The sequence below is a fragment of the Klebsiella sp. JN_Kp127 genome (assembly GCF_040062505.1).
In the GTDB taxonomy this organism is placed as follows: Bacteria; Pseudomonadota; Gammaproteobacteria; order Enterobacterales; family Enterobacteriaceae; genus Klebsiella; species Klebsiella quasipneumoniae.
On the sequence record NZ_JBEAHS010000011.1, the window covers coordinates 1 to 12,972 of the forward strand.

Consider the following 12,972-nt stretch of genomic DNA (forward strand, 5'->3'; position numbering starts at 1 on the left):
CATCCTGCACGACCCACCAATGTAAAAAGGCGCCCTAAAGGCGCCTTTTTGCTATCTGCCCGCCCATCAATTTCCACAATATTGTATGCAGCGCTTTCCCACGCTCGCGCTGCGCTTACCACGCCTGCACAGGGCGCGAACCGGTAGCCCGGACAGCGACGCAGCATCGTCCCCTGGAACAGGCGCTGATGTACAAAATTCATCACGACTTTTGGCGCGTAATCGGCTATCTTGTTTAGCATATAAAACACCATGACCGTATCATGGCGCGGGCAGGCCATACTAACGGTCTTAGAGTTAAGCCAGTAAAACGAGATTGCATGATGAGCGTAATGTTTGATCCTGAAACGGCGATTTATCCCTTCCCACCGAAACCGCAGCCGCTGACCGTCGATGAAAAGCAGTTTTACCGCGAAAAAATCAAGCGTCTGCTGCGCGAGCGCGATGCCGTGATGGTGGCGCATTACTACACCGATCCTGAAATTCAGCAGCTGGCTGAAGAGACCGGCGGCTGTATTGCCGACTCGCTGGAGATGGCGCGCTTTGGCGCCCGCCATTCGGCCTCCACGCTGCTGGTCGCCGGGGTGCGTTTTATGGGGGAAACCGCCAAAATCCTCAGCCCGGAAAAGACCATTCTGATGCCGACTCTGAACGCCGAGTGTTCCCTGGATCTGGGCTGTCCGATTGAGGAGTTCAACGCCTTTTGCGACGCTCATCCTGACCGCACCGTGGTGGTCTATGCCAATACGTCTGCCGCGGTGAAGGCTCGCGCCGACTGGGTGGTGACCTCCAGCATCGCCGTGGAACTCATTGACCACCTGGATAGCCTTGGTCAAAAAATCCTCTGGGCGCCGGACCGCCATCTTGGCCGTTACGTTCAGCGTCAGACCGGCGCAGATGTGCTCTCCTGGCAGGGGGCGTGCATCGTGCACGACGAGTTTAAAACCCAGGCGTTGATGCGGATGAAGGCTCTGCATCCCGAAGCCGCTGTGCTGGTCCATCCCGAGTCGCCGCAGGCGATCGTCGAGATGGCCGATGCCGTAGGCTCCACCAGCCAGCTGATCGCGGCGGCGAAAAGCCTGCCCCAGCGCCAGCTGATCGTGGCGACCGATCGCGGTATCTTTTATAAAATGCAGCAGGCGGTGCCGGAGAAAACGCTGCTGGAAGCGCCCACCGCCGGTGAAGGGGCGACCTGCCGCAGCTGCGCGCATTGTCCGTGGATGGCGATGAACGGCCTGAAAGCCATTGCCGAGGGTCTCGAGCAGGGCGGCGCTGTACATGAAATCCACGTCGACGAAGCGCTGCGGACCGGCGCATTAATTCCCCTTAACCGGATGCTGGATTTTGCGGCTACACTACGGGGATAACCTATTGCCGCGTCATCTGGCGCTGAGAGGATAAAATGGATTTTTTTAGCACGCAGAATATTTTAGTACATATACCCATCGGCGCCGGGGGGTACGATCTCTCCTGGATAGAGGCCGTGGGGACCATCGCCGGGCTGTTGTGCATCTGGCTGGCGAGCCTGGAGAAGATCAGTAACTATGCCTTCGGTCTGGTCAACGTCACGCTGTTCGCCATCATCTTCTTTCAGATCCAGCTGTACGCCAGCCTGTTGCTGCAGCTGTTCTTCTTTGCCGCTAACGTTTACGGCTGGTATGCCTGGTCGCGGCAAAGCAGCAACCATGAGGCTGAGCTGCAGATCCGCTGGCTACCGCGCAGTAAAGCCCTGGGCTGGCTGGCGGCCTGCGTGGTGGCGATCGGCTTGCTGACCCTGTTTATCAATCCGTTTTTTGCTTTCCTGACGCGGATCGCGGTCAGCCTGATGCAAGCGCTCGGTTTGCAGGTCACTATGCCGGAACTGCAGCCTGACGCCTTCCCGTTCTGGGACTCCTGTATGACGGTGCTGTCGGTAGTGGCGATGATCTTAATGACCCGCAAATACGTTGAGAACTGGCTGCTGTGGGTCATCGTCAACGTCATCAGCGTGGTGATTTTTGCCCGTCAGGGCGTCTATGCGATGTCGCTGGAATATCTCTTGCTGACGTTCATTGCGCTGAACGGCAGCCGGATGTGGATAAACAGCGCGCGTGAGCGAGGTTCTCACGCGTTTTCTGGCTAATGGTGGTGGTGATGATCGTGCCCGGCGTGCATCGTGTTGAGATGGCACTCCGGGCCGCTGCAGGGCTGGTACTCCATCTGTACCGTGGCATGCTCAATTTCATATTTATGTTCCAGGAAATGCAGGATACGGTTGAGTAACGCATCATGATCGTGCGGCGGCACAACCTGCACATGCAGCGTCATCACCGGTTTTTCCCCCACCAGCCAGACGTGGACGTGGTGAACATCGCGCACCTCCGGGATAGAGCGGCGGATATCCCGCTGCAGGGCCGTCACATCCAGCGAACGCGGCGCGCCTTCCAGCAGCTCATTCAGACTCTCCTTCAGCAGACGCCAGGCGCTACGTAACACCAGGCAGGAAACCAGCACGGAAAGGATCGGGTCGACAGGCGTCCAGCCGGTGGTGAGGATCACCACGGCGGCCACAATCGCGCCAACCGAGCCCAGCAGATCGCCGAGCACGTGTAGCGCCGCGGCGCGCACGTTGAGGTTCCGCTCTTCGCTGCCACGATGCAGGATCCAGAAAGCCAGCACGTTGGCCAGCAGGCCAGCGACCGCAATCACCATCATCGTCACGCCGGCAACCGGCTGCGGGTGCTGGAAGCGCTGAATGGCCTCCCAGACAATCAGCATGGTGATCACCACCAGAGCAATGGCATTGAGAAACGCCGCCAGGGTGGTCAAACGCAGCCAGCCAAAGGTATGGCGGGCATTCGGGGGACGGCTGGCGAAGCGAACCGCCAGCAGCGCAAACAGCAGGGCGGCGGAGTCGGTGAGCATATGGCCGGCATCCGCCAGCAGGGCCAACGAGCCGGAGATCGCGCCGCCGATGGCTTCTACCAGCATAAAACCGGCGGTGACGATGAACGCCCAGAGCAGCCGGCGGGCGTTGCCGTTATCCGGAGCCTGGGCAGGGGAGTGCGAATGCGAGTGCGCCATAGTGTCGTCCCTTGATAGTTATCATTATCACGCTATGACATCATAAACAGAGAACGATAACAAACAGAGAAAAGGCGAGCCCGGCTCGCCTTTTCTCTGTTTGCACTCACCGCATCAATTATTGGGTGGTGCCGTCGGTTTTGCTGTTGTCATGGTTCATGCTGTCGCCGTTGTCCAGCTTCTTACCGGTGTCCGGACAGCGGCCGTCTTTACACATCGAGTTTTTATGGACCTCATCGCTCGACATATTGTCCTGGCTCATCGTCGAGCCGTCAGGATGAAGCATGGTGCCGCCAGTGCCAGAGCCAGAATTGATTTGGCTATTATCGACGTTATTCGGCGCCACGTTTTCACGGGCGTCCGGCGCCACCTGACCGGCATCAGCGGAAGAGTTGGCCTGGCCATTGTTGGACTGGGCGCCGGCGTCTGCCGCCAGGGCCGCGCCGCTGGCAAGACCTAAGGTGGCGGTGAGCAAAAGGGTCGTCAGTTTTTTCATGTTCATCGGATACTCCTGTTGGGTCGGGAAGCGGTAACTACGCCTCCAGCGGTAAGTGTGCCAGGGATCTGACTCGCTATGGTTAAAGACTCCGCAGACGATCGCAGTGTCACTATATAATCCTGAAACGTAAGACTTAATTAGCTTTAACAGTTAAATATTGTAGTTCATGAGTCTGGTTTCGCTACTTTATGGCGTATTTTTGCCTATTTCCAGGATTATTCCATCACTACTGTAAAATCACGTTTACACTATTTCAGCGAAGAGATAGATTGGAGGGATTGCATTTCATTGAATAAGTATGGCAACGCTGGAAAGAAGATGAATTATCAGAACGACGATTTACGCATTAAAGAGATCAACGAATTATTACCTCCCGTTGCGCTCCTGGAAAAATTCCCTGCTACCGAAAATGCTGCAAACACCGTTGCACATGCTCGCAAAGCGATCCACCAGATCCTCAAAGGTGATGATGACCGCCTGCTGGTGGTGATTGGGCCCTGTTCTATTCACGACCCGGCGGCGGCGAAAGAGTACGCTTCCCGTCTGCTGACCCTGCGCGAGGCGCTGAAGGGCGAGCTCGAGATCGTCATGCGCGTCTATTTTGAGAAACCGCGCACCACCGTCGGCTGGAAAGGGCTTATCAACGATCCCCATATGGATAACAGCTTCCGCATCAACGACGGGTTGCGCATTGCGCGCAAACTGCTGCTGGATATTAACGACAGCGGCCTGCCGGCGGCGGGGGAATTCCTCGATATGATCACCCCGCAGTATGTCGCCGATCTGATGAGCTGGGGCGCCATCGGGGCGCGCACCACCGAATCCCAGGTGCACCGCGAGCTCGCCTCGGGGCTCTCCTGCCCGGTGGGCTTTAAAAACGGTACCGATGGCACCATCAAGGTGGCTATCGACGCGATTAACGCCGCCGGCGCGCCGCACTGTTTCCTGTCGGTCACCAAGTGGGGCCACTCCGCTATCGTCAATACCAGCGGCAACGGCGACTGCCATATTATTCTGCGCGGCGGCAAAGAGCCGAACTACAGCGCGAAGCACGTGGCGGAGGTGAAAATCGGTCTGGCGAAAGCGGGCCTGCCGGCCCAGGTGATGATCGACTTCAGCCACGCCAACTCCAGCAAGCAGTTCAAGAAGCAGATGGAAGTAGGCGCCGACGTATGCCAGCAGATTGCCGGCGGCGAGCGCGCCATTATGGGCGTGATGATTGAAAGCCATCTGGTGGAAGGCAACCAGAGCCTCGAGAGCGGTGAACCGCTGACCTACGGCAAGAGCGTCACCGACGCCTGCATCGGCTGGGAGGATACCGAAGCGATCCTGCGTCAGCTGGCGGAAGCGGTGAAAACCCGCCGCGGCTAAGCTACGTTGCGCTCGCGCAGGTCATAAAAAAAGCGTGGAGATTTCCACGCTTTTTTATTTTCACCGGGGGAAATTACTTCGCTTTACCCTGGTTGGCGACGGCAGCCGCTTTCGCCGCGATCTCTTCCGCATTGCCCAGATAGTAATGTTTGATCGGCTTGAAGTTTTCATCGAACTCATACACCAGCGGTACGCCGGTCGGGATGTTCAGTTCGAGGATCTCGTCTTCGCCCATGTTGTCGAGGTATTTAACCAGCGCGCGCAGGGAGTTACCGTGAGCGGCGATGATCACGCGCTCACCGCTTTTCAGGCGCGGCAGAATGGTTTCGTTCCAGTAAGGCACGACGCGGTCGATGGTCAGCGCCAGGCTTTCAGTGGTCGGCAGTTCCGCGTCGGTCAGTTTTGCATAGCGCGGATCGTGGCCCGGGTAGCGCTCGTCGTCTTTGGTCAGCTCCGGCGGAGTAACGGCGAAGCCGCGACGCCACTGTTTAACCTGCTCGTCACCGTATTTCTCAGCAGTTTCCGCTTTGTTCAGGCCCTGCAGCGCGCCGTAATGACGCTCGTTCAGCTTCCAGGATTTCTCAACCGGCAGCCAGGCCTGATCCAGTTCGTCCAGCACGTTCCACAGGGTGTGGATGGCACGTTTCAGCACGGAGGTATAAGCAAAATCAAAGCTGAAGCCTTCAGCCTTCAGCAGTTTACCTGCTGCTTTCGCTTCGCTAACGCCTTTCTCGGACAGATCAACGTCGTACCAACCGGTGAAGCGGTTTTCGTTGTTCCACTGGCTTTCGCCATGACGAACCAGTACCAGCTTAGTTACAGCCATTCTCTTACTCCTCTCTACACGCCATCCCTCGCGCCGCGAACGGTGCGCTGAATATGTTGGTGTATGTGTTATTGATTGATAACTATTCTCATTATATTGCCGTGATTTGGCTCACGGCAATGCTTATCCCTAACCATAGCGAAAATAGTGGCTCAGTGTAAGGTGCTTGTAAAACACAGGTTATTTTTTTGTCCTTTGATGACGGAAAATAGAGCAGGTTGCTGAAAAAAGAGGCGGCGGAGAGGAGGGCGGGGACGAAACTCAGCGCCCCCCGGCGGAGGGCGCTGGCGATTAGCGGGCGATAAACTGATATTCCGTCAGGCTGACGTACTCCTGGCCTGGACGTAACACACAGTCCGGCTGCGGCCATTCTGGATGATTCGGCGAATCCGGCAGGAATTCGCTCTCCAGCGCCAGCCCCTGCCAGTCGGCGTAGGGTTCCGTCGTCTGCGACGGGGTGCCGCCGAGATAGTTGCCGGAATAAAACTGTAGCGCCGGAGCGGAGGTATAGACCGTCATCTGCAGCTTGCCGTCCTGCGACCAGACCTGCGCCGCAGGTTGACTGGCGTCGCCTCTGGCGTCCAGCAGGAAGGCATGGTCATAACCCTTCACCTTTTGCTGATCGGCATCCGCGAGGAAGTCGGCGGCGATGGTTTTCGGCTGGCGGAAATCAAAGCTGGTGCCGGCGACGTCTTTGAGTCCGCCGCCCGGGATACCATCGCTTTCCACCGGCAAATAGCGATGGGCGAGGATCTGCAGCTGGTGCTGGCGCACGTCGCCCTGGTCACCGTCGAGGTTGAAATAGACGTGATTGGTCATGTTCACCGGGCAGGGTTGGTCCACGGTGGCGCGATAGGTAATCGCGATGCGGTTATCGTCGGTCAGACGATAGTGCGCGGTGGCCTGCAGAGTGCCCGGAAAGCCTTGATCGCCATCGGGCGAGGTCAGGGCGAACAGCGCTTCCTGCTCGTCAGCGCGGACGATGCGCCAGCGGCGTTTATCAAACCCTTCCGGGCCGCCGTGAAGCTGGTGGCCCGCGTCGTTTGACGGCGTGACGGTGACGAGCTGGCCGTCAAGCGGGAAGCGGCTATTGCCGATACGGTTGGCGTAGCGGCCTACCGAGGCGCCAAGAAACGCGGCCTGGCGGGCATAGTCTTCCAGCTTTGCGCAGCCCAGCAGCGGATGGCGCACGCTGCCATCGGCCAGCGGCACCTCGGCGCTGAGCAGCGTCGCGCCCCAGTCCGCCACGGTGACGGTCATCCCCGCCTTATTGCGCAGGGTTACCTGCTGCCATGGCTGGCCGTCCGGCGCCAGCGCGGTAGTTTGCGTTACCATTGACCAGCCCCCTGTGACGGTTTGCAGACATAAAACGTCTCTTTAATTCCGGTTTTCGCTTCATACTCGTTGGCAACGGCCTGCTGAACGGTATCGACCAGATCTTCCGGGACCAGCGCTACCACACAGCCGCCAAAACCGCCGCCGGTCATGCGCACGCCGCCCTTATCGCCGATTGTCGCCTTGACGATCTCCACCAGGGTGTCGATCTGCGGGACGGTGATCTCGAAATCATCGCGCATCGAGGCGTGGGATTCGGCCATCAGCTCGCCCATCCGCTTCAGGTCGCCTTTTTCAAGGGCGCTGGCGGCTTCCACGGTGCGGGCATTCTCCGTCAGCACATGACGTACCCGCTTCGCCACCACCGGATCCAGCTCATGGGCGACAGCGTTGAATTGCTCAAGGGTGACATCGCGCAGAGCGGGCTGCTGGAAGAAGCGCGCGCCGGTCTCGCACTGTTCACGACGGGTGTTGTACTCGCTGCCGACGAGGGTGCGCTTAAAGTTGCTGTTGATGATCACCACCGCCACGCCTTTCGGCATCGAGACGGCTTTGGTGCCCAGCGAGCGGCAGTCGATCAGCAGCGCATGGTCTTTTTTGCCCAGCGCCGAAATCAGCTGATCCATGATCCCGCAGTTGCAGCCGACGAACTGATTTTCCGCCTCCTGGCCGTTGAGGGCGATTTGCGCGCCGTCCAGCGGCAGATGGTAGAGCTGCTGGAACACCGTGCCGACGGCGACCTCCAGCGAGGCTGAGGAGCTTAAGCCCGCGCCCTGCGGCACATTGCCGCTGATCACCAGATCCGCGCCGCCGAAGTGGCTGTTCCGCTGTTGCAGATGCTTCACCACGCCGCGGACATAGTTCGACCACTGCTGGGTGTCGTGGCTGAGAATCGGCGCGTCGAGAGAGAATTCGTCGGTCTGATTGTCGTAATCGGCGGCAATCACCCGCACGGTACGATCGTCGCGCGGCGCACAGCTGATCACCGTCTGGTAGTCGATGGCGCAGGGCAGCACAAAGCCGTCGTTGTAATCGGTATGCTCGCCGATCAGGTTGACACGGCCTGGCGCCTGAATGACATGGCTGGCCGGGTAGCCGAAGGCCTCAGCAAACAGGGTTTGGGTTTTCTCTTTCAGACTCATCATTACACTCCGGATTCACGAAAATGGACGTCGCTGACGGCGCGCAGTCGTTCGGCAGCTTGCTCGGCGGTGAGATCGCGCTGCGTTTCGGCCAGCATTTCGTAGCCAACCATAAACTTGCGGACCGTCGCGGAGCGCAGCAGCGGCGGATAAAAGTGGGCGTGAAGCTGCCAGTGGTTATGGTCTTCATCGTTAAACGGCGCGCCGTGCCAGCCCATGGAGTAGGGGAATGAGCACTGGAACAGGTTGTCGTAACGGCTGGTCAGCTTTTTCAACGCCAGCGCCAGATCGCTGCGCTGGGCGTCGGTTAAATCGGTAATACGCTGCACGGGCGCTTTCGGCAGCAGCAGCGTTTCGAACGGCCACGCGGCCCAGTAGGGCACGACCGCCAGCCAGTGATCGGTGTCGACCACCGTGCGGCTGCCGTCGGCCAGTTCGCGCCGGGCATAGTCCAGCAGCATCGGCTGGCCCTGGCTGGCATAATACGCTTTCTGCAGACGGTCTTCCCGTTCCGCTTCATTAGGCAGGAAGCTGTTGGCCCATACCTGACCATGCGGGTGTGGGTTGGAGCAGCCCATCGCTGCTCCTTTGTTTTCAAAGACCTGCACCCACGGGTAGCTTTTCCCGAGGTCCGCGGTCTGTTCCTGCCACGCTTTAACCACGCCTTCCAGCGCTTCAAGGCTCAGTTCCGGCAGCGTTTTGCTGTGGTCTGGCGAGAAGCAGATCACCCGACTGGTGCCGCGCGCGCTTTGGCAGCGCATCAGCGGATCGTCACTCTCCGGGGCATCCGGGGTGTCGGTCATCAGGGCCGCAAAGTCGTTGGTAAACACGTAGGTGCCGGTGTAATTCGGATTCGTGTCGCCGGTGACCCGGGTGTTGCCCGGGCACAGGAAACAGTCCGGATCGTGGGCCGGCAAGGTCTGTTTCGCCGGCGTCTCCTGCGCTCCCTGCCAGGGGCGCTTGGCGCGATGCGGAGAAACCAGAATCCACTGCCCGGTTAACGGGTTATAACGACGATGCGGATGGTCAACGGGGTTAAATACGCTCATGAAGGTTCCTTAGTCTGGATAACCCTGCGGATGGCGGGACTGCCAGTTCCAGGTGTCCTGCGCCATTTCGTCCAGGTTGCGCGTCACGCGCCAGTTCAGCTCGCGGTCGGCCTTGGCGGCATCCGCCCAGTAGGCCGGGAGGTCGCCATCGCGGCGCGGCGCGAAATGGTAGTTAATCGGTTTGCCGCAGGCCTTGCTGAAAGCATTGACCACGTCGAGCACGCTGCTGCCGACGCCGGCGCCAAGGTTGTAGATATGGACCCCGGCTTTGTCAGCCAGTTTTTCCATGGCCGCGACGTGGCCGTCGGCAAGGTCCATCACGTGGATATAATCGCGCACGCCGGTGCCATCTTCGGTCGGGTAGTCGTTACCAAACACGGCCAGCGATTCGCGACGGCCAACGGCGACCTGGGCGATATACGGCATCAGGTTATTCGGGATCCCCTGCGGGTCTTCGCCCATGTCGCCCGACGGGTGGGCGCCGACCGGGTTGAAGTAGCGCAGCAGGGCAATGCTCCACTCCGGCTGCGCTTTTTGCAGGTCGGTCAGGATCTGCTCCACCATCAGTTTGCTTTTACCGTAGGGGCTTTGCGGGGTGCCGGTCGGGAAGCTTTCGACATACGGGATTTTCGGCTGGTCACCGTAAACGGTGGCGGAGGAGCTAAAGATGAAGTTCTTCACGCCCGCGGCGCGCATGGCGGAGACTAATTTCAGTGTGCCGGTGACGTTATTGTCGTAATATTCCAGCGGCTTGGCGACGGACTCCCCGACGGCTTTCAGCCCGGCGAAGTGGATCACCGCTTCAATGGCGTGATCGTGGAGGATCTCGGTCATCAGCGCTTCGTTACGAATATCGCCTTCAATAAAGGTGGCTTCTTTGCCGCCGAGACGCTCAATCACCGGCAGTACGCTGCGCTTGCTGTTGCAGAGATTGTCGAGGATCACCACCTCATGCCCCTGCAGCAGCAGTTGAACGCAGGTATGACTTCCAATGTAACCGCTACCACCTGTAACCAGAACTTTCATGATTCGCTCCATTCGGCTTATCGTGTATGAGGAAGATAGCATATCAAAGAAGTGAAAAGTGTGACACAGAACAAGTTAGTGGAATCGTTTACACTCGGGGGTGAAACGGCATCGTTTAATATATTTTGTTTAAAATACATATTGTTAGGTGAGTAAGGCGCTATTTTTCTGAAAAATACCAGGGATCTTGCGATCCCCGGCAGGGGGCGTCAGGCCACGGGGCCGAGCTGATAAGTGTAACCGTCTCCACTGGGAACGAACGCCAGGCGATGGGTAATACAGTCCGGGGCATCTTCCGCATGGTGCGAGACAAACAGCAGCTGCGTAGCGCCTTCGCCAATCAGGACGTCGACGAAGCGGCGCACCAGCTGGCGATTGAGGGGATCCAGCCCCTGCAGCGGTTCATCAAGGATCAGCAGGGTTGGATGCTTCACCAGCGCGCGGACGATAAGCGCCAGCCGCTGCTGGCCCCACGACAGGCTGTGAAACGGCGCGTCGGCGGTGCGCTTATCGATGCCGAGAATATCCAGCCATTGCTGCACCAGCTTATGCTGTTTATCGGACACCGCCTGATAAATGCCGATCGAGTCAAAATAGCCCGACAGAATCACGTTGCGGACGTTGGTGCTGACCCGGTAGTCCAGATGCAGGCTGCTGCTGACGTAGCCGATATGCTTTTTAATATCCCAGATGGTCTCGCCGCTGCCGCGCCGACGGCCAAAGAGGGTGAGATCGTTGCTGTAGCCCTGGGGGTGATCGCCGGTGATAAGGCTTAAGAGGGTGGATTTACCCGCGCCGTTGGGGCCGACGATCTGCCAGTGTTCGCCGGGGTTCACGGTCCAGGAGAGGTGGTTGATGACCGGGCGATCGTTGTAGGAGACCACCCCGTCATTGAGGACGATACGCGGCGCCGTCTCCGTCAGCGTATGGCGGGCCGGTGGGGCATCCGGCTCCGGCAGGGTGATACCGTCCAGTTTTTCACTGTGCGCCAGCTGGGCGACCAGCGCCTGCTGCAGCAGAGCGTGCTTCTCGCCGGTCTCGCTGAGGAGGCAGTCAGCCAGCACGCCGGCGTATTGCACAAAGTCCGGGATCTCATCGAAACGGTTGAGCACCAGCACCAGGGTGATGCCGGCGCGATGCAGGTCGGCCAGCAGGGCGGCCAGCTGCTGGCGGGAGTTGACGTCGAGGCCGTCGAACGGCTCGTCGAGGATCAGCAGTTGCGGATCGCTCATCAGGGCCTGGCACAGCAGGGTCTTACGCGTTTCGCCAGTGGACAGATACTTAAAGCGGCGGTCCAACAGGGCGCTGATGGCAAACTGTTCGGCAAGCTGCGCGCAGCGGGCCGGATCTTTCACCTCATCCTGAATAATCTCCGCGGTAGTGCGTCCGGTATCTTCTTCTCCGGGGCTGAGCAGGTCGGTGTTATTGCGCTGCCACTCGTCGCTGACCAGCTTCTGCAGCTGTTCGAAGGAGAGGCGGGTTACGCGGGAGAAGAGGCTGTCGCGCTGGCCGCTGAGCAGGGTCAGGTCGCCGGCCAGGGCCCGCGCGAGGGCGGACTTGCCGCTGCCGTTGCTGCCGACGAACGCCCAGCTTTCACCCGCCGCCACGCTCAGGTGGTCTATTTTTAAGGTTTTTGTATCGCTCAGGCGAAACGTGCCTTGCGAAATTTGCAATGATGACATGATGTATCCCATTTTTTGCAGCGATGTGCATCAGGGATACGACTTCAGGCGCGCAATGTCAATGGGGTCAGCATAACGTAGCGAGAATGATGCGATCGGCGTTGAAGTAAGCGATCGCCTCCGTCCCTTCCGTCAGGCCAGAGGTCTGGGCCTGCGGCAGGGTGGCGCACAGGGTCTGGCCGTCCGCAAGGGTCATCAGCACTTCGCACTGCCCGGAGCCGCATTCGATATGGCTGATGCGACCCGACAGCTGGTTCTCGGCCTGGCGGGCCACCGCCGGGTCGAGGGTGATGCCAACCCAGGGCGCTTTCAACAGGACCAGCACCTCCTGGCCCTCATCGAGCCCTAGCTTTTCAGCGCTTTGGGCGGTAATGGCGACGTTCAGGCGGGTCTGCCCGTCGGCCAGCAGCACCTCGACGTGCTGCTGCACCTGCTGGCGATCGCGGCCGGTGATAGTGCCGAACCACTGGTTGCGGGCGCTGGTTTGCAGGGAAAAGCGCGAGATGGCCGCCAGCAGGCTGTCCAGCGGCAGGGCGTCGTCATCGCTGAGCACATCAAACGCTTTCTGCTGGATCTGCGCCAGCAGATCGTACAGTTGGATCAGACGCTGCCCGTAGCGGGTCAGCACCGCGCCGCCGCCGCCTTTGCCGCCGGTGGCGCGATCCACCAGCGGCTGTTCGCTGAGCTGGTTCATCTCGTTGATGGCATCCCACGCGCTTTTATAGCTGATACCCGCGTGCTTCGCCCCCTGGCTTATCGAACCGGTCTGGTCAATCTGTTTGAGCAGGGCGATCCGCCGGGGGTCGGCAAACAGGCGCTGCTGAAGCTTAAGGGTGAGAAGAATTTCGGCCTGCATAATCGTTTCCTGACAAAAAAGCGTATTGTGACCGATAGTCACCCCGTTGCAAAACCTCTCTGCGCGGTTTGTCATTAACCACCGCACAAATGGGGCGTGTTTTTTCGGCTGAAACCGTTACAA

The 12,972-nt window shown here is 59.2% G+C and carries 12 protein-coding genes and 1 pseudogene; 3 read left to right on the plus strand and 10 right to left on the minus strand.

Annotation, left to right across the window (positions count from 1 at the left end; genetic code table 11):
* Positions 1-107: 107 nt before the first annotated feature.
* A pseudogene (locus tag ABLV04_RS06790) lies at positions 108-254 on the minus strand (hypothetical protein); the annotation flags it as partial.
* Positions 255-323: 69 nt separating this feature from the next.
* Between ABLV04_RS06790 and nadA the strand changes: the two are divergent.
* Together nadA and pnuC are read left to right on the plus strand one after the other, a co-directional pair.
* The gene (nadA, locus tag ABLV04_RS06795) at positions 324-1,367 is read left to right on the plus strand and encodes a quinolinate synthase NadA (RefSeq protein WP_180266180.1); all 1,044 of its coding nucleotides are present in this window, start codon (positions 324-326) and stop codon (positions 1,365-1,367) included.
* Positions 1,368-1,402: 35 nt separating this feature from the next.
* Positions 1,403-2,122, plus strand: a complete 720-nt coding sequence (gene pnuC / locus ABLV04_RS06800; RefSeq protein WP_004151689.1) for a nicotinamide riboside transporter PnuC — start codon at positions 1,403-1,405, stop codon at positions 2,120-2,122.
* Here pnuC and zitB read toward each other — a convergent pair.
* Together zitB and ABLV04_RS06810 are read right to left on the minus strand one after the other, a co-directional pair.
* Positions 2,119-3,063, minus strand: a complete 945-nt coding sequence (zitB, locus tag ABLV04_RS06805) for a CDF family zinc transporter ZitB (protein ID WP_032455168.1) — start codon at positions 3,061-3,063, stop codon at positions 2,119-2,121. The two genes, pnuC and zitB, sit on opposite strands and share 4 nt — an antisense overlap.
* Before the next feature lie 118 nt (positions 3,064-3,181).
* A complete protein-coding gene (locus tag ABLV04_RS06810; RefSeq protein ID WP_048297075.1) occupies positions 3,182-3,565 on the minus strand; it encodes a YbgS-like family protein in 384 nt (127 codons plus the stop codon).
* A 315-nt stretch (positions 3,566-3,880) separates the two neighbouring features.
* Here ABLV04_RS06810 and aroG point away from each other — a divergent pair, with 315 nt between their 5' ends.
* Complete coding sequence (gene aroG / locus ABLV04_RS06815; protein WP_023288882.1) at positions 3,881-4,933, plus strand: 3-deoxy-7-phosphoheptulonate synthase AroG; 1,053 nt, start codon at positions 3,881-3,883, stop codon at positions 4,931-4,933.
* A 73-nt stretch (positions 4,934-5,006) separates the two neighbouring features.
* On the opposite strand, the gene gpmA is transcribed toward aroG, so the two are convergent.
* The 7 genes from gpmA to modE form a co-directional block, all read right to left on the minus strand.
* Positions 5,007-5,759: a 2,3-diphosphoglycerate-dependent phosphoglycerate mutase gene (gene gpmA / locus ABLV04_RS06820; protein ID WP_002895089.1), complete on the minus strand. Its 753-nt coding sequence runs from the start codon at positions 5,757-5,759 to the stop codon at positions 5,007-5,009.
* Positions 5,760-6,050: 291 nt separating this feature from the next.
* Complete coding sequence (gene galM, locus ABLV04_RS06825; RefSeq protein ID WP_049013646.1) at positions 6,051-7,094, minus strand: galactose-1-epimerase; 1,044 nt, start codon at positions 7,092-7,094, stop codon at positions 6,051-6,053.
* Positions 7,088-8,236, minus strand: coding sequence for a galactokinase (gene galK / locus ABLV04_RS06830; protein ID WP_032455171.1), 1,149 nt, complete (start codon positions 8,234-8,236; stop codon positions 7,088-7,090). The genes galM and galK overlap by 7 nt, the downstream gene beginning before the upstream one ends.
* A 2-nt stretch (positions 8,237-8,238) precedes the next feature.
* Entirely contained in the window at positions 8,239-9,285 is a 1,047-nt protein-coding gene (galT, locus tag ABLV04_RS06835) for a galactose-1-phosphate uridylyltransferase (protein WP_044521687.1), read from the minus strand.
* Between the two features lie 9 nt (positions 9,286-9,294).
* Positions 9,295-10,311, minus strand: a complete 1,017-nt coding sequence (gene galE / locus ABLV04_RS06840; protein ID WP_023288886.1) for a UDP-glucose 4-epimerase GalE — start codon at positions 10,309-10,311, stop codon at positions 9,295-9,297.
* Positions 10,312-10,520: 209 nt separating this feature from the next.
* On the minus strand, positions 10,521-11,993 hold the full coding sequence (gene modF / locus ABLV04_RS06845; protein WP_044521688.1) for a molybdate ABC transporter ATP-binding protein ModF: 1,473 nt from the start codon (positions 11,991-11,993) through the stop codon (positions 10,521-10,523).
* 67 nt (positions 11,994-12,060) lie between these two features.
* Positions 12,061-12,849, minus strand: a complete 789-nt coding sequence (gene modE, locus ABLV04_RS06850) for a molybdenum-dependent transcriptional regulator (protein ID WP_004886029.1) — start codon at positions 12,847-12,849, stop codon at positions 12,061-12,063.
* Positions 12,850-12,972: the final 123 nt, after the last annotated feature.